The organism is Burkholderia sp. HI4860, from assembly GCF_002223045.2.
Lineage (GTDB): Bacteria > Pseudomonadota > Gammaproteobacteria > Burkholderiales > Burkholderiaceae > Burkholderia.
On sequence record NZ_NKFO02000001.1, the window covers coordinates 3,114,451 to 3,130,057 of the forward strand.

The 15,607-nt window shown below is 66.1% G+C and carries 16 protein-coding genes; 3 read left to right on the forward strand and 13 right to left on the reverse strand.

Features of this window, described 5'->3' with window-relative positions; all coding sequences use genetic code 11:
- Positions 1-75 precede the first annotated feature (75 nt).
- Together CFB34_RS13845 and CFB34_RS13850 are read left to right on the forward strand one after the other, a co-directional pair.
- The gene (locus tag CFB34_RS13845; protein WP_089442000.1) at positions 76-660 is read left to right on the forward strand and encodes a nucleotidyltransferase family protein; all 585 of its coding nucleotides are present in this window, start codon (positions 76-78) and stop codon (positions 658-660) included.
- Between the two features lie 203 nt (positions 661-863).
- Complete coding sequence (locus CFB34_RS13850; RefSeq protein ID WP_021158153.1) at positions 864-1,004, forward strand: hypothetical protein; 141 nt, start codon at positions 864-866, stop codon at positions 1,002-1,004.
- 71 nt (positions 1,005-1,075) lie between these two features.
- On the opposite strand, the gene CFB34_RS13855 is transcribed toward CFB34_RS13850, so the two are convergent.
- The 8 genes from CFB34_RS13855 to panE all read right to left on the reverse strand — a co-directional run bounded on the left by CFB34_RS13855 (position 1,076) and on the right by panE (position 10,336).
- The gene (locus CFB34_RS13855; RefSeq protein ID WP_089441999.1) at positions 1,076-1,834 is read right to left on the reverse strand and encodes an SDR family oxidoreductase; all 759 of its coding nucleotides are present in this window, start codon (positions 1,832-1,834) and stop codon (positions 1,076-1,078) included.
- Complete coding sequence (locus CFB34_RS13860) at positions 1,831-3,378, reverse strand: FGGY-family carbohydrate kinase (RefSeq protein ID WP_089441998.1); 1,548 nt, start codon at positions 3,376-3,378, stop codon at positions 1,831-1,833. Before CFB34_RS13860 ends, CFB34_RS13855 begins: the two co-directional genes overlap by 4 nt.
- Positions 3,379-3,407: 29 nt before the next feature.
- Positions 3,408-4,496 (reverse strand): alcohol dehydrogenase catalytic domain-containing protein, encoded by a 1,089-nt coding sequence (locus CFB34_RS13865; protein WP_089441997.1) that lies wholly within the window; start codon positions 4,494-4,496, stop codon positions 3,408-3,410.
- A gap of 46 nt (positions 4,497-4,542) precedes the next feature.
- Positions 4,543-5,556 carry an ABC transporter permease gene (locus tag CFB34_RS13870; protein ID WP_089441996.1) on the reverse strand — a complete coding sequence of 338 codons (1,014 nt, stop codon included), beginning with the start codon at positions 5,554-5,556 and terminating at the stop codon, positions 4,543-4,545.
- On the reverse strand, positions 5,543-7,063 hold the full coding sequence (locus CFB34_RS13875; protein ID WP_089442226.1) for a sugar ABC transporter ATP-binding protein: 1,521 nt from the start codon (positions 7,061-7,063) through the stop codon (positions 5,543-5,545). Before CFB34_RS13875 ends, CFB34_RS13870 begins: the two co-directional genes overlap by 14 nt.
- Positions 7,064-7,125: 62 nt before the next feature.
- Positions 7,126-8,070, reverse strand: coding sequence for a substrate-binding domain-containing protein (locus CFB34_RS13880; RefSeq protein ID WP_046548304.1), 945 nt, complete (start codon positions 8,068-8,070; stop codon positions 7,126-7,128).
- 120 nt (positions 8,071-8,190) lie between these two features.
- A complete protein-coding gene (locus tag CFB34_RS13885; RefSeq protein WP_089441995.1) occupies positions 8,191-9,150 on the reverse strand; it encodes an AraC family transcriptional regulator in 960 nt (319 codons plus the stop codon).
- 238 nt (positions 9,151-9,388) lie between these two features.
- Complete coding sequence (panE, locus tag CFB34_RS13890) at positions 9,389-10,336, reverse strand: 2-dehydropantoate 2-reductase (RefSeq protein ID WP_089441994.1); 948 nt, start codon at positions 10,334-10,336, stop codon at positions 9,389-9,391.
- A gap of 259 nt (positions 10,337-10,595) precedes the next feature.
- Between panE and CFB34_RS13895 the strand changes: the two genes are divergently transcribed.
- Positions 10,596-12,149 (forward strand): methyl-accepting chemotaxis protein, encoded by a 1,554-nt coding sequence (locus tag CFB34_RS13895; RefSeq protein ID WP_089441993.1) that lies wholly within the window; start codon positions 10,596-10,598, stop codon positions 12,147-12,149.
- 102 nt (positions 12,150-12,251) lie between these two features.
- Here the strand turns inward: CFB34_RS13895 and CFB34_RS13900 are convergent, their stop codons facing one another.
- The 5 genes from CFB34_RS13900 to CFB34_RS13920 form a co-directional block, all read right to left on the reverse strand.
- Positions 12,252-12,701 carry an OmpA family protein gene (locus CFB34_RS13900; protein WP_089441992.1) on the reverse strand — a complete coding sequence of 150 codons (450 nt, stop codon included), beginning with the start codon at positions 12,699-12,701 and terminating at the stop codon, positions 12,252-12,254.
- Positions 12,691-13,338, reverse strand: coding sequence for a M35 family metallo-endopeptidase (locus CFB34_RS13905; RefSeq protein ID WP_089441991.1), 648 nt, complete (start codon positions 13,336-13,338; stop codon positions 12,691-12,693). The genes CFB34_RS13900 and CFB34_RS13905 overlap by 11 nt, the downstream gene beginning before the upstream one ends.
- Before the next feature lie 4 nt (positions 13,339-13,342).
- Complete coding sequence (locus tag CFB34_RS13910; protein WP_089441990.1) at positions 13,343-13,879, reverse strand: PAAR domain-containing protein; 537 nt, start codon at positions 13,877-13,879, stop codon at positions 13,343-13,345.
- A 9-nt stretch (positions 13,880-13,888) separates the two neighbouring features.
- On the reverse strand, positions 13,889-14,551 hold the full coding sequence (locus tag CFB34_RS13915) for a hypothetical protein (RefSeq protein ID WP_089441989.1): 663 nt from the start codon (positions 14,549-14,551) through the stop codon (positions 13,889-13,891).
- Positions 14,552-14,670: 119 nt separating this feature from the next.
- Positions 14,671-15,342 (reverse strand): response regulator transcription factor, encoded by a 672-nt coding sequence (locus tag CFB34_RS13920; RefSeq protein WP_089441988.1) that lies wholly within the window; start codon positions 15,340-15,342, stop codon positions 14,671-14,673.
- Positions 15,343-15,607: the final 265 nt, after the last annotated feature.

The window sequence follows — 15,607 nt, forward strand, 5'->3', positions numbered from 1 at the left end:
CGGTAACATCCTCACTTGTCGATCGCTGCCCGCTCCCGCACAATCGCAGCACCTGCATCACTCTCCCCCGCGCCGATGTCCTATGCGTCACTCGCCACCGGCGTCCTCCTCGCGGGCGGCCTCGGTCAGCGCTTCGACCCGAGCGGCCTGCACAGCAAGCTGCTCGCGCTGCTTCCCGACGGCACGCCGGTGGCGGTCGCGGCCGCCCGCCATCTCGCGGCGGCCACGGCCGACGTGATCGCCGTCGTGCGTCCCGGTGCCGAAAAACTCGCGATGCTGCTGAACGAAGCCGGCTGCCACGTCGTCTATGCGCCCGACGCCGTGCGCGGCATGGGCGCGAGCCTCGCGGCCGGCGTACGCGCGACGCCCGACGCGAACGGCTGGCTCGTCGCGCTCGGCGACATGCCGTGGATCGCGGCGTCCACCTACGAAACGGTCACGCGCGCGCTCGACGCCGACGACGCGTCGATCGTCGCACCCGCGCACCGCGGCGTGCGCGGCCATCCGGTCGGGTTCGCTGCGCACCATTTCGATGCGCTCGCCGCGCTCGACGGCGACACGGGCGCCCGCGCGCTGTTCGCCAGCGCGGCGGTCAGGCTGCTCGACGTCGACGATCCCGGCATCGTGCGCGACGTCGATACACCGGCGGATTTGCGCTGACCGGGATCGCACCACGCGCGCGGTGCAAAGCAGCGCCAGCGCCGAGCCCAGCGGGCTCCTGCTGAAACTCGTCCATCCGCGGCTTGCACCGACGACAGACCACCCGTCGCCACAATCCCGCTGCAAACGCGCACCCGATTGGCTATAACGGAGACGAGGCGCCCCTGCCGCGCCACCGCCGTCACGCACTGCGCGAGTTCACCATGACCGATCACACGACCCCGACGCCCGAGCCACCGGCCGACCCGAACCGCGACCCGGAGGACGATCCGCTGTCGTCGCCGCCCGGCCATCACGACAACCCGCAGCAACCGGACGGACCGCCGAGCAAGGATCCGGTCTAGCCGCAAGGCGACCGTTCCACCCATTCGCCGCGCGGTTCCCGTCGTCATGCGCCATCGCCGCATGACGTTGCCTAGCGCGCCGTATACCCGCCGTCGATCGGCAGCGACACACCGCTGACCATCGACGCCGCATCGCTGAGCAGGAACAGGATCGGTTCGACGACCTCGCCCGGCTCCGCGAATCGCCCGAGCGGAATCGCGGCCAGCATCGGCGCCCGCTTTTCCGGTTCGCTCCACGCGAACTGCGCCATCGGCGTGAGCGTGACGGTCGGGTTCACACTGTTCACACGAATGCCGTGCGGCCCGAGTTCGATGCACAGCACGCGCGTGATCGCATCCATCGCCGCCTTCGACGCGCAGTAACTCAGATGCGCGGGCAACCCGACGAGCGCGGCCTGGCTCGATACGTTGACGATGCTGCCCCGCGCCTGCGCGACGCCACGCGCGTCGCGCGCGATCATCTTCCGTGCGACGGCCCGGGCAACGAGCGCTGCGCCGCGCGCATTGACGGCCATTACGCGATCGAAGTGCGCGGCGCTCACGTCGAGCGCCGACTCGAGCGATGCAATCCCCGCGCAATTCACGAGGCCGTCGAATGCCTCGTGCGCGGCGAGCGCCGTATCGATCGCATGCTCGTCGCCACCGACGTCGAGCCGCATCGTCTCGCACGCGGCCTCGCCGGCCAGCGCATCGAGCGCGGCCAGGTCGCGCCCGGCCGCGACGACCTGCGCGCCCGCCCGCGCCAGCGCGACCGCGCATGCGCGCCCGATCCCGCTCGATGCCCCCGTGACGAGCACCCGCGAACCGCCGAAATCGAATCGTGTCTTCATGATGGCGTGTGCAACCCGTGCATGATCGGTTTGAGCGCCGGATACAGCGCCGTGTAGAGCGCAAAGCGCGCCGCGTACGCTTTCGCGCGTTCGGCATCGGGCCGTGCGCGCTCGACGAGCGTGACCCAGCCGCCTTGCGCGTCGTCGTGTGATACGAGCCCTGCCCCGACGCCCGCGAGCAAGGCGGCCCCCATCGCGGCTTCGACATCCTGCTCGATCGTCCACACCGGAAAGCCCGTCACGTCCGCGATGATCTGCATCCACAGCGCCGAATGCGCGGCCCCGCCGACGACGATCAGCCGGTCATCCAAAGCCACCGCGCCGCGTCGGCCGGCCTCGATGTTGTGCCGCAACGCGAACGCGACGCCTTCGAGCACCGCGCGATACAGGTGCGCCCGTGTATGCGCGAGACTCAGCCCGACGAACGCGCCGCTCGCCTTCGCGTCCCACACGGGGCTGCGCTCGCCCATCAGGTACGGCAGGAACAGCACGCCGTCGGCGCCCGGCGGCACGCGTTCGGCCGCTTCCTCGAGCAGCACGTGCGGATCGCCGTGCGGCAGCAGGCGCGCCGCATCGATTTCCGCGTGGCAGAACTGGTCGCGAAACCAGGCGACCGACGCGCCGGCCGTGATCGCGCCGCCGAACACGTACAGGTCGCGCTGCCCGTTGAACACGTGCGGCATGCTGACGAGCCCGTGACGCGCATCGACGTGCGGGCTCACGTAACCCCAGCACATGCTGGTGCCGATCATCGCGACATGCTGCCCCGTGCGCGTCGCGCCGGCCGCGAAGGTCGCGACGGCCGCATCGACGCCGCCCGCGACGACGGGCGTGCCGGCCGGCAGCCCGAGCGGCTCCGTCCATTGCGACAACAGCCCGCCGACGATGTCCGTCGATTCGACGAGCCGCTCGGGCATCATCGTCGCCGGAATGCCGAGCATGTCGAGCGCGTCATCGGACCACTCGCGGCGCGCGACGTCGTACACGCCGCCGATATTGCCGGCCGAACTGTGATCGACCGCGACCTCGCCGGTCAGCAGGTAGATCACATACGCGTTCGGCGGCAGGAAATAGCGCACGTTCGCCCACACGTCCGGCCGCTGGTCGCGCAGCCACAGCATCTTCGTGAAGCCGTAGTAGCTGTCGACGCCGTTGCCCGTGATCACGCGCAGCCGCTCGACGTTCACGTTCGCGTCGATCCAGTCGACTTCCGCGGTCGCGCGCCGGTCCATCCAGATCAGGCACGGATGGAGCGGCCGCATGTCGATGTCGACCGGAATGCCCGAGCCGCCGTACAGGCTGCCCACGCACACCGCGCGGATCGCATCGGCCGGCACGCCCTGCGCGCGCGCATCGCTCACGCAGCCGGCGATGCACGCGAGCACCGCATCGAACCACACCTGCGGCCATTGCTCGGCCCACAGCGGGCGCGGCGTATCGGGCTGGTAGCCGGCCGAGCGCCGCGCGACGATCGTGCCATGCCGGTCGACGAGCAGCGCCTTGGTGCTCTGCGTGCCGATGTCGACGCCTATGACGTATTCCATGATGTCTCCGGTGAGGCGCACGCCGGCCGTCAGCGGGCCGGCTTCAGCAGCACCTTGATCGATTCGGGCGATTTCGCGACGCGGATCGCGTCGTCCCAGTCCTCGAGCGCGAAATCGTGCGTGACGATGCCTTTCGACGTGACGAGCCCGCGCGCGAGCAGGTCGATCGCGATCGGATAGCAGTATGGCCCCAGGTGCGCGCCGCGTACGTCGAGCTCCTTGCGATCGCCGATGATCGACCAGTCGACGGTCGCATCCTCGCCGAACACGCTGAATTCGACGAAGCGGCCGAGCTTGCGGATCAGGTCGAGCCCCTGGCTCACGCCGACCGGCGCGCCGGTCGTCTCGATGTAGACGTCGCAACCGTAGCCGTCGGTGAGCGACCGGACGATCTCGCGCGCGTCGTCGCGCGTCGGGTTGATCGTCACGTCCGCACCATACTCGCGCGCGAGTTCGAGCCGTTCGTCGATCAGGTCGATCACGACGAGTTTCTTCGGCGTCTTCAGGTGCGCGACCTGCGTCATCATCAGCCCGAGCGGGCCCGCACCGGCGATCACGACCACGTCGTCGAGCTGGACATCGCCGCGGTTCACCGTATGGATCGCGCACGACAACGGCTCGATGATCGCGGCATCCTCGAGCGATACGCCGAGCGGAATCTTGTGGACGATCGCGGTCGGCGGAATGCGCATGTATTCGGCCATCCCGCCGTCGGCCACCTCGCGCTGGAAGCCGAAGATGTTGTGCACTTCGCACATCCAGTACTGGCCCGACTTGCAATAGCGGCACTTGCCGCACGGCACGATCTGCTCGGCGATCACGCGGTCGCCCACCGCCACGCCGAAATGCTCGGCCGCGCCGTCGCCGAGCGCTTCGACATGGCCGAAAAATTCGTGGCCGGGAATCACGGGCGCCTTCACCCACGGGCTCGGGCCGCCCCAGAACATCTTCGCGCCCGTATAGCACTTGCAATCGCTCGCGCAGATTCCGCATGCGGCGATGCGGATCACGAGCTCGTTCGCGCCGGGGCGCGGCTTCGCGACCTGTTCGACGCGATAGTCCTCGGGGCCGTGGCAGACGACCGCGGTCATCCGCGGCGGGGCTTCGGGTGTCGTCATGAGTTGTCTCTTTCGTGGATGATCTGGATGACTGATGAATCGGTCGTTACCGCGACCGTTCGCGGCTGATGTAGATCGCGAGCAGGATGATTCCGCCCTTGATCACGTTCTGCACATACGGGTTCACGCCGATCATGTTCAGCCCGTTGTTGAGCACGCCGAGCAGCAGCGCACCGACCAGCGTGCCGAGGATCGCGCCGCGCCCGCCCGAGATCGACGTGCCGCCCATCACGACGGCCGCGATCGCGTCGAGTTCGAAGCCCACGCCCGCGTTCGGCTGCCCGCTCATCAGGCGCCCGGTCAGCACGATCGCGGCGAGCGCCGACGTGAGCCCGGCCAGCGTGTAGACGATCAGCTTCACGCGCGCGACCCGCACGCCGGTGAGCCGCGTCGCCTGCTCGTTGCCGCCGATCGCATACACGTAGCGGCCGAACGGCATCCGGTCGAGCAGCAGCCACGCGATCGCATAGACCACCAGCATGATCAGCACGGGTGCCTGGATGCCGAACACCTTGCCGCTGCCGAAGAACGCGACCCAGTCGGGCAAGCCGTCGATCGGATAGCCGCCCGTGTAGATCAATGCGAGGCCGCGCGCGATGCCCATCGTCGCGAGCGTGACGATGATCGGCGGCATCCCCGCGAACGCGACGAACACGCCGTTCAGGAAGCCGAAACCAAAGCCGACCGCGATGCCGATCGCGAGCGCGGCAACCGCGTTCACACCCGCGACCATCAGCCCGGCCGCGAGCGTGCCCGACAGCGCCATCACCGAACCGACCGACAGGTCGATCCCGCCGGTCAGGATCACGCAGGTCATGCCGACCGCGATGATCGCGTTGATCGACACCTGGCGCAGCACGTTCTCCAGGTTCGCGGCGGACAGGAAGCTCGGGCTCGCGATCATCATCGCAATACAGACGACGATCAGGCCGACGAGCGGATAGAACAGCGTCGAGCGCCGCAGCTGCGCCCACCTCGCGCGTGGCGGTCGTGCGTCGCCGTTTCCGGCGGAGGCCGTGAGCGTCGTGGAAGGCGTGGAAGAAGAATCAGGCAGGTTCATGGGTCGCTCCTCGCGTGCCGGCCGTGGCATAGGTCATGACCGTGTCGGGATCGATCTCGTCGCCGTCGAGCGTCGCCTCGATGCGGCCCTGCCGGAACACGGCGACGCGATCGCACATGCCGACGATTTCCGGCAGCTCGGACGAGATCATGATGATGGCGTAGCCGCGCGCGGTAAGTTCGCGCATCAGCCCGTAGATTTCGGCTTTCGCGCCGACGTCGATGCCGCGCGTCGGCTCGTCGAAGATCAGCACCGACGTGTGATGGTTCAGCCAGCGCGCGATCACGACCTTCTGCTGGTTGCCGCCGGACAACGTCGCGACCTCGGTGTGGATCGACGGCGCCTTCACGCCGACGCGCCGCATCACGTCGAGCGTGGTGCGCGCTTCGCCGCGACGGTCGATCAGCCAGCGCATCGACCGGTACTTGCCGAGGTTGTTCAGCGAGATGTTGTCGCGGATCGAGAACGACGTGACGAGCCCTTCCGTCTTGCGGCTCTCCGGCAGGATGCCGATGCCCGCACGCAGCGCGTCGGCCGGATCGGCGAGCTTCGCCGCCGTGCCGCGCACGCGCACGTCCTTGCGGTGTGCACGCGTCGCGCCGATCACCGCGAGCGCGGTTTCCGTGCGGCCCGAGCCGACCAGCCCGGCGAAGCCGAGGATCTCGCCGGCATGCAGCGTGAAGCGATTCACCGGGCCGCCGCGCTCGATCTGCAGTTCGTTGACCTCCAGCACCCGCGGTGCATCGGCCGCGCGCGCCGGCTTCGGCGGAAAGCTGCTTTCGATCCGGCGGCCGACCATCATCCGTACCAGTTGCTCGACGTCCGTGCGCGCGACGTCGGTCGTCGCCACGTACTGGCCGTCGCGCAGCACCGTAATGCGGTCGCACACCGCGAAGATCTCGTCGAGGTGATGCGAGATGAAGATCATCGCGACGCCCTGCCGCTTCAGCTCGCGCATGATCGCGAACAGATGCTCGGCCTCGGCCGGCGTGAGCGTGGCGGTCGGTTCGTCGAGGATCAGGATGCGCGCGTCGAGCGACAGCGCCTTGCCGATCTCGACGAACTGCTGCTGCGCGACCGACAGCGCGCGGATCGGCGCATCGAGATCGATCGCCACGCCGAGCCGCGCGAAGATCGCGGCCGCCGCGTGCCGCATCCGCTTGCGATCGCGCGCGCCCCACCGGTTGCGCGGCTCGCGGCCGAGGAACAGGTTGTCGACGGCGTCGAGGTGCGGAATCAGGCTGAATTCCTGGAACACGATGCCGACGCCCGCCGCGACCGCATCGTGATAGTCCGCGAAATGGCGGGCGGTGCCGTCGATCTCGATCGTGCCCGTATCCGGCTGGTGAATGCCGCACAGGATCTTCATCAGCGTCGACTTGCCCGCGCCGTTCTCGCCGAGCAGCGCGTGAATCTCGCCGCGCGCGATCTCCAGATCGATGTCGGCGAGCGCCTTCACGCCCGGAAAGCTTTTCGTGATGTGGCTGAGCCTGAGTATCGTGTCCATCGGCTTCTCCGTGCGAAGAGCGCCGGCCGTGCCGCCGCCCTTCGCGTCGCATCGCACGTCGTTCACCAGCTGAAGCCCTTCGCGTTGCCGCGATCGACCACCTTCACGTCGACGGGAATCGCCTTCGGCACCGTCGCGCCCCACTTGCGCGCGATCGCGATGCCGAGCGCGATGCGCACCTGGTCGGCCGGGAACTGCGCGGTCGTCTCGATGAACTTCGAATTCGGCTTCTGGATCGCGGCGATCGCCTCGGGCGCGCCGTCGACGCTCGTCAGCTTGATGTCCTTGCCCGAGCTCTCGATCGCGGCGAGCGAGCCCATCGCGCCGCCGTCGTTCACGCTGAAGATGCCCTTCAGGTTCGGATGCGCGGAGATCATGTTTTCCGTGACCGACAGTGCGGTCGCGCGCTCCTGCTTGCCGTTCTGCGTATCGACGAGCTTCACGTTCGGGTATTTCGCGAGCCCGGCCTTGCAGCCGCGTACGCGTTCGAGAATCGGCACGACCGGGATGCCGTCGAGAATGGCGACTTCGCCGCTGCCGCCGATCGCCTTCGCGAGGTAGTCGCACGACATCACGCCCGCATCGTAGTTCTTCGAGCCGACGAACGAATCGACCGGGCCGTTCGCGTTCGCATCGACGGCCACCACCACCGCACCGGCCTTCTTCGCCTGCGTGATCGCCGACTGGATGCCGGTCGAATCGGTCGGGTTCACGAGCAGGATGTCGATCTTCTTCTGCAGCATGTCCTCGACGTCGCTCACCTGCTTGCTGACGTCGTGATGGGCATCGGTGACGACGACCTGCGCGCCGATCGACGCGGCCGCGTCGTTCAGCGCTTTCTGCATCGTCACGAAATACGGGTTGTTCAGCTCCTGGAACGTCATGCCGATGCGCAGCGGTGCGGCCTGCACGGCGGCAGCGGGCAACCAGGCCGCGACGGCGAGCGCGGCAATCGCCGCCATGCGGGCGGCGCGGCGGGGGGATGAAGCGGGCGATGCATGCGTCATGACGGTGTCTCCGGTTATGTGTACGGCTTTTTCGTGGTTGAACGCGCCCCTCGCGACGTGGGCGACGCGATTGCGCTGGGTGAAACGGTGTGGAAAATCAGGCGGGCCGCGGCCCCGCGATCATCCGGGCTGCGGTGCGAGCGCCGGGACGCCGAGCGTGACGACGCGCGGCGGCAGCGGATTGCCGGTGGGCGCCGCGTGCAGCGCGAGCTCGCGGCTGCGCGCGTTCAGACGCTGCAGCGCGCGGAATTCGGACGGCGCCATCCCCTTCACCGCGCGGAACTGGCGGTTGAAGTTCGACACGTTGTTGAAGCCGGCCTGGAAACAGATATCGGTGATGCTCGCGTCGTCGGCGAGCAGCATCTGGCACGCGGACTCGATCCGCAGACGATTCACGTACTGCACGAACGGCATGCCCGTCTGGCGGTGGAATGCACGCGAGAACGCGCTGACGCTCTGCCCGGTCAGTTGCGCGAGATCGGATTCACGCAGCTCGGAGGCAAGGTTCTTGCCGATGTACGACAGCGCATGGCTGAGCCGCGTGGGCGTGACGTCGGCCTGGTCGTACGCGGGGCTCGCGAGCAGCGTGCGTTCGGCCGCTCCGCAAAGCCGTTCGAGGATCGTCATGAACAGCGCGATGCGGCGCATGCCGCGCGCGGCCAACAGCTCGTCGAACAGCGGCGCGATTGCGGCGCTGGTGGCCGCGTCGAAGCCGACCCCGCGCCGCGCATCGTCGAGCAGCGCCTGCGCGTCGCGGCATTCGGGAAACGCGTCCATGCAACGGCGCACGAACGCCGGGTCGAACTGGATCACGAGATTGCGGCGCTCGACGGTTTCGCCTTCGGCCATGTCGCTGACCCAGTTGTGCGGCAGGTTCGGGCCGAGCAGCACGAGATGACCGGGGCCGAACGAGCCGATGTGGTCGCCGACGAAATACTTGCCGCGCGTCGCGACAATCAGGTGCAGTTCGAATTCGGGATGGAAGTGCCAGCGGATCGTGCGGTACGGATAGCCGTGCGACCAGACCTTGAACGACTCGTCGCGTCGCACGTCGACCACTTCCAGATCGGGGTGCATCATGTTGGCGTCTCCATTCCCATGTCTCGCTGGCCGGCCTGTTCGGCTGCTTGCGCGTCACCGCGCATTTCACGCGGCGACGCGACCGGTCGCATGGGAAGCAATGTAGGTCGATCGAGCGCGCGGCTCCACCAACTTTACGCCTGATTTCCGATACTTTTTTGCGCATTCCGGCCATACAGGGCGCCGGACGGCAAATTTGTGCAGCGCGGAATGGCCGGGCGGCCGCCCGCGCCGATGCTCATGCGGCCGCGTGCTCGCGCGCCGTCCGCACTTCGTATGCCTTCAGGTGGTTGTACGCGATCCTCAGCAATGACAACGCATCGGCCGCCTGCGGGTCGCGGCGCGCGAGCAGGTCGCCGATCACGTGATCGGCTTCGACGCGCGCATGGTTCTCGACGTCGCGCAGCATCGACGCGGTCAGCGGCGACGGTGTCAGCACCATCCGCTGCATCCGCTCGATGGCGGCCGGGTCGGGCCGGTGGCCATTGTGCTCGGCAATCGCGCTGCATTCGCCGAGCATCGTCTCGAGCAGGCGGCGGCCGTCCGGCGCGGCGAGAATGTCGCCCACCGAGCCGCGGAACAGCGACGTGCTTGCGGCGAGCGTCGCGAGGAACACCCATTTTTCCCACATCCGCGCAACCACGTTGTCGCTGAGCGTCGCATCGAACCCTGCGCCGCCGAGCACGTCGGCCACCGCGCGCACGCGCGGCGATTCGCCGCCCGCGAGTTCGCCGAAGGTGACCCCGTGCGTGTCGTTGAGGTGCACGATGCGCTGCTCGCGATCGAGCGTCGCCGCGATCACGCACAGCCCGCCGAGCACCCGAGCGGCGCCGAACCGGTCGCGCAGCACGTCGAGATGACGCATCCCGTTGAGCATCGGCAGGATCAGCGTCTGCGGGCCGACGAACGGCGCGAACGACTGAATTGCGTCGTCGAGGCTGTACGCCTTGCAGCTCAGCAGCACGAGGTCGAACGGCGCGACGCCGGCAGCCGCGTCGCCCGCGCGCACGGTCTGCACGTTCGCGAGCGTCAGGTCGCCGCGCGGGCTGCGGATCAGCAGCCCGTCGCGCGCCAGCGCGGCCGCGCGGCCGTCGCGCACCAGGAACGTCACGTCGCGCCCCGCCGCGGCCAGCCGGCCGCCGAAATACCCGCCGACCGCGCCGGCCCCTACCACCAGAATTCGCATCGTTGCCTCCTTTCGGTTTCATTCGCCGCCGCGCCGCCGAGCCGCTGAGGCGGACGTGCGGCGCACACGCCATCGCCCCGTGAGTATAGCGACACCCGTTATGCATATGCATAGATACCCTTGTCGGGATGAGAGGCATGCGTCCACGGTACCGGTTCCTAGGGATAACCCGTCTACGGTGACGCCCGTCGGACGCCGTCAAGACACTTACCCCGTCACGCCGATCCGGGGAGCATCCACGACTGACCGACCACACACCATGCGCAACCTTTCCCTGAATCAGAAACTCGCCTCGATGATCGTCATCCTCTGGCTCGGCCTGCTTGTGATCGCCGGACTCGGCGCATGGCAGACGCGCGCATCGATGATCACGGACCGCCGCGAACAGCTCGCGTCGCTGGTCGCGCAGGCCGCGAGCGTGACCGACCATTTCTACAAGCTGTCGCAGCAGAACGCGCTGCCGGAAGCCGAAGCGAAGCAGAAGGCGATCGAGGCGATCGCCGCGATGCGCCACGGCGCCGACGGCTACATCTCGATCAACGACTCGAAGCCGGTGATCGTGATGCATCCGATCAAGTCCGAGCTCAACGGCAAGGACGTGTCGAATTTCACCGATCCGAACGGCAAGCACCTGTTCGTCGAGATCGTGAAGGCCGGCAACCTGGAAGGCGGCAAGGGCTTCGTCGAATATCTGTGGCCGAAGCCGGGCGCCGACAAGCCGCAGGACAAAACCAGCGCGGTGCAGCGCTTCGCGCCGTGGGACTGGTATCTCGTGACCGGCATGTACATGAACGACGTCCGCTCGGCGGTGCTCGAAAGCGTCGGCCGCTGGCTCGCGATGACGGCCGTGCTCGGCGGGATCGCGACCGCCGTGATGGTGCTGGTGCTGAAAAGCGTGCGCGCGAACCTCGGCGGCGAGCTGGAAGTCGCGCTCGACGCCGCGCAGCGCATCGCGCAGGGCGACCTGACCGCGCGCGTGACCGTGAAGCAGGACGATCGCGGCAGCCTGCTGCATGCGTTGCACACGATGCAGGGCGGGCTGATCGACATGGTGTCGCGCGTGCGGATGGGCACCGAGAACATCAACGTCGGCGCGAGCGAGATCGCGTCCGGCAACACGGACCTGTCGCAGCGCACCGAGGAACAGGCGGCCGCGCTCGTCCAGACCGCGTCGAGCATGGACCAGATGACCGCGAACGTGAAGCAGAACGCGGACAGCGCCGCGCAGGCCGCGTCGCTCGCCGACCAGGCCGCGCAGGTCGCGACGCGCGGCAGCGCGGTGGTCGACGACGTCGTGCGCACGATGAACGAGATCACCGACCGCTCGCACAAGATCGGCGACATCATCGGCGTGATCGACGGGATCGCGTTCCAGACCAACATCCTCGCGCTGAATGCGGCGGTCGAGGCGGCGCGTGCCGGCGAACAGGGCCGCGGCTTCGCGGTGGTCGCGGCCGAGGTGCGCTCGCTCGCGCAACGCTCGGCGACGGCGGCGAAGGAGATCAAGTCGCTGATCGTGTCGTCGAACGAGACCGTCGAGCAAGGCGCGGCGCTCGTCACGCATGCGGGCGAGACGATGGCCGAGATCGTGCAGTCGGTGCGACGCGTGAACGAGATCCTCGACGAGATCAGCCATGCGTCGCGCGAACAGAGCGCCGGGATCGAGCAGGTCAATCGCGCGGTGGGCGAAATGGACCAGGTGACGCAGCAGAACGCGGCGCTCGTCGAACAAGCCGCGGCCGCCGCGCATTCGCTGCGCGATCAGGCCGAGGCGCTGCGGGATGCGGTGACGCGGTTTGCGTTGCCGGCGTAGGCCTTGAAAGCGTGCGGGCCCGTTTTTCCTGCGCGTGGCCCGCACGCTCGATCGGCATCGGTCGGGATGTCCTCGTGTCTGCACGTCGTGACCCGTGGTAGGTCACTGCGTCTTCGGGACGGGGTTCAGGTTCGGGCAGCAGTGATTCGGGCACCCCGGACTAACGTTGACTTCAACGCGTCGCCCGGATTGACCAAACTCGTCCGGCTTGAATACTTTGCCAGCTAAGGCGCTTTTCTCACCGTGGATGGAGTGCTGTTCCAAGACCGCCATCACGTTTTCGGCTCGTCGCTTCGCAAGCTGTTGCGCGTCACGTTCGGTCTTTTCGGCCAATCCGTTCAACCACACGGTATCGATGATCGGAAAGCGCTTGTGCATGTCGCTCGACCACTCGGACAGCCGTGAGCGCTCGGCCGGAGAAATTGCGCTCGAATTGGTATCGAACACAATATCGATGTAATGCCCTGGCATATTCGATGGGCCGTCACATGCGGCGGATGCGTGCGCGCAGGTCAACGCGAGCGCGGTGGCAGCCAGGAATTTAGTCACCATCGACAACGTACCCCGCAATGCTATCGGCGTTATGAATTGCCAAGTCGGGATTCGACCGCCCCCAAGGCGCCAGGAATGGTGTGATGATGTATTGATCGTCAGTGGATGACATGGTGTCGTGAAAATGCGTGGCTTCGTGGATGATAGTTGACACGTGAGAATCAGCGCCGTCCGTCCACGGGCGCATCGTGCAGAACTGCGCGCTGATTGCAATCGTATGCGTCGCCGTATCCGGTGCGCATACGTGGGCGGCTTCGTTATCCCTCCCGCGCGGGTGAAGAGTGCAGCCTGTCGCCAGATCGCCCGCGCTGCCGCTACGAACGACGTTGTGTTCGTTGAACCCGCGCACCACGGCAAGCACTTTCGTTAGGCCGGTAAGTAGGTGCATGCGCGTGCGCTCGTCGTTACGACCGAACCACTTAAACACGCGATTTTTTTCGGCCTGTGACCATCTTTGCAATGCGGCGACGCGTGCGCCTAGCTTTTCGATGGCCTTAGCTTGAGCCTTCGCAAAGACGGCGCGAAATTCTGAGTTGGTCATGTTCTCGCAGATCGGTCGTAGGTCAACATCTGCGAACGTCTGCGATCCTGCAATGGTGTTCGTCGTCGTCTCGGCGACGGTGGTTTGGTTCCCCATCCTCTCAATCCTCGATTACAAGCGTCAATGTCTGCGCGCGTTCGGTTCGCACCCGCTCGGTACAACCCCGCTCGTCGCTCACTCCAGATGCAAGCATGTTTCCAGATCGATCTTTGATCCAATAGCGCACGTTACTTAACAGTTCCTTCGTTCTAACGTCGCGGATGACGAATTGATCGTCGTGGGTGCCGCGAGCGGACGCGAACCGCTCGGGGGAGTACGCGACGTTACCGAAGTACGGCATCGCATCATTGCGGCCGCCGTCCCCGCCAATGAAAAACGTGCAGTCGGCACCTGCGATTAGTCGGTTTTGCCCGCACGGACAAAGTACCGGGTCGCCTTCAACCGCAACGCATCGGTTGGATGAGATAACGCTGACAGCACTCCCCGCGATGGGGAACATACCTTCGCAATTTCCGCACGTCGCCCTATCGCCGTTCAATGCGGCGAGCCTGTCGCTAACAACGATTGACGATGTACCTTCGACGACGATTCCTCCCGTCGTCGTCATGTCGCCAACTCTGATTACTCGTTTGCTCATGGTGTGCCCTCAATCGAAATCGGTAACGATCCATTCGCCGGATTCGGGATCGTGAATCGCGTATTGGTCGACTTCTGCCCCGGTGAATGCAATCGTCGGTGGCTTGCATGTCAGTGCTTCGGCCTCTGCGTCGGCTATCTGATCGGCCGTCCACTTGCGCATCGCGTCAAGCGTTGCACCGAACCCGGATAACCCGGCGCGCTGATAGGCAATTTCGATTCGCTCGACCACCTCATCCGGAAACTGGATGGTGAAATGGTCGCGCTGATCGAGTGGCACGTCGAAGAAGGAAGCAAAGTAGACCATCAAGGGGTGTCCGACATCGGACACAATCAGACGCCCCCCGGTCGCCCCATAGGCATAGTTCACGGCGACTGACAATCGGCCTTGCTGCTCGATGAAATGACGGGTATCGACTTGGCGAAAGTCGATCGGCCAAAAATGGCCGTCGTTACGCGTGAGCGCTCGGGAACCCATGACCGCATCAAGTGGAGAAAGGTAAGTGCAAATGAACGGATCACGCGTACAGATCATCCGCATGTTGCCGCTGTACGTCGGATCGATCACCTCGGGTGCATCGATCGGTGACGTGTGTAGCTGCTGCACCATCGTATAAAGCTTGATTGATGAATGAAGGAAATACGGACATTCGGCATGTTCCTTTTGGGTCATGGACTCGGATACCTGGTACGTCGACGGACCATAGACATTCGCCGGTAAGAATTTCCTTGTCTATAGGATGAGTACGATATTTATTCGTAGTCCGACTCAATAGGCGATCACGCGGATGTTCAGCAAATATCCCTCGACATACCCGATGCCCCACCAAGCCCCAACCCCGCCGCCCGCTGGATCAGCTCGACGTCGTTGCTCACACCAAGCTTCTTCATCGCACTGATCTTCTGCGCGCTGACCGTCTGCTTGCCCTTGCTCAGACGCTGCGCGATCGTCTTGATCGGCACCCCCGACAGATACAGGCGAATGACCTCGATCTCGCGCGCCGACAGCTTCACGGGCGCCTCGCCGCGCTCGCCGAATGCGTCGACCGCGCGCCTGACGAGCGGCGACAGGTAACGCCCGCCGCTGTAGCTCGAATGAATGGCCGTGACGATATGGCCGACCTCGTCGAACTTGCTGACGATGCTCACGCCGCCGATCGCGAGGATCGACCCGAAGATCAGCGGATTCTCGTTCGCGACCAGCGCGACGATCCCGACGTTCGGACGCGTGCGCCGCAGCCAGTCGAACATCGCGAGGCCGTCCATCTGCTCGTCTGCCCGGATCGCATAGTCGACCAGCACGACATCGCAGTCGACGCCGCCGAGCGACGCGACCAGTTCGGCCACGCTCCGGTACACCGCGACGATCTCGATCGCACAGCCGCTGCCCGCGACCTGCTCGATGCCGGCCAGCGTCAACGGCCAGTCGTACGCGAAAACGACGCGAACATTGAATTTCCTCATGCGCAGTTCCAGGTGATTCATCGGCCGCGCGACACGGGGCACGCACGGCCGATTTGGCGTTGAAAGGACATTCAGGCTATTTTTAGCCTGAATGTCGATTCTATGAAGCTGCGCACAGGCGGGATATCGGACGGCATCGGGATCGGTCGTCCGGGACGTAATACGAGTTTGATATTTGCGCCGGTTCGAACGCCCGACACGAGGCGGCCAGTCGCCGCTGACATCCGCCGAATGGCCAGCGTGGCGGCCGATCCGGGCCAAGCGA

Bases quoted from the DNA above. Each gene is read 5' to 3' on its own strand.
- CFB34_RS13845 (WP_089442000.1), top strand. From the start codon at position 76: ATGTCCTATGCGTCACTCGCCACCGGCGTCCTCCTCGCGGGCGGCCTC.
- CFB34_RS13850 (WP_021158153.1), top strand. From the start codon at position 864: ATGACCGATCACACGACCCCGACGCCCGAGCCACCGGCCGACCCGAAC.
- CFB34_RS13855 (WP_089441999.1), bottom strand. From the start codon at position 1,834: ATGAAGACACGATTCGATTTCGGCGGTTCGCGGGTGCTCGTCACGGGG.
- CFB34_RS13860 (WP_089441998.1), bottom strand. From the start codon at position 3,378: ATGGAATACGTCATAGGCGTCGACATCGGCACGCAGAGCACCAAGGCG.
- CFB34_RS13865 (WP_089441997.1), bottom strand. From the start codon at position 4,496: ATGACGACACCCGAAGCCCCGCCGCGGATGACCGCGGTCGTCTGCCAC.
- CFB34_RS13870 (WP_089441996.1), bottom strand. From the start codon at position 5,556: ATGAACCTGCCTGATTCTTCTTCCACGCCTTCCACGACGCTCACGGCC.
- CFB34_RS13875 (WP_089442226.1), bottom strand. From the start codon at position 7,063: ATGGACACGATACTCAGGCTCAGCCACATCACGAAAAGCTTTCCGGGC.
- CFB34_RS13880 (WP_046548304.1), bottom strand. From the start codon at position 8,070: ATGACGCATGCATCGCCCGCTTCATCCCCCCGCCGCGCCGCCCGCATG.
- CFB34_RS13885 (WP_089441995.1), bottom strand. From the start codon at position 9,150: ATGATGCACCCCGATCTGGAAGTGGTCGACGTGCGACGCGACGAGTCG.
- panE (WP_089441994.1), bottom strand. From the start codon at position 10,336: ATGCGAATTCTGGTGGTAGGGGCCGGCGCGGTCGGCGGGTATTTCGGC.
- CFB34_RS13895 (WP_089441993.1), top strand. From the start codon at position 10,596: ATGCGCAACCTTTCCCTGAATCAGAAACTCGCCTCGATGATCGTCATC.
- CFB34_RS13900 (WP_089441992.1), bottom strand. From the start codon at position 12,701: ATGGTGACTAAATTCCTGGCTGCCACCGCGCTCGCGTTGACCTGCGCG.
- CFB34_RS13905 (WP_089441991.1), bottom strand. From the start codon at position 13,338: ATGGGGAACCAAACCACCGTCGCCGAGACGACGACGAACACCATTGCA.
- CFB34_RS13910 (WP_089441990.1), bottom strand. From the start codon at position 13,879: ATGAGCAAACGAGTAATCAGAGTTGGCGACATGACGACGACGGGAGGA.
- CFB34_RS13915 (WP_089441989.1), bottom strand. From the start codon at position 14,551: ATGACCCAAAAGGAACATGCCGAATGTCCGTATTTCCTTCATTCATCA.
- CFB34_RS13920 (WP_089441988.1), bottom strand. From the start codon at position 15,342: ATGAGGAAATTCAATGTTCGCGTCGTTTTCGCGTACGACTGGCCGTTG.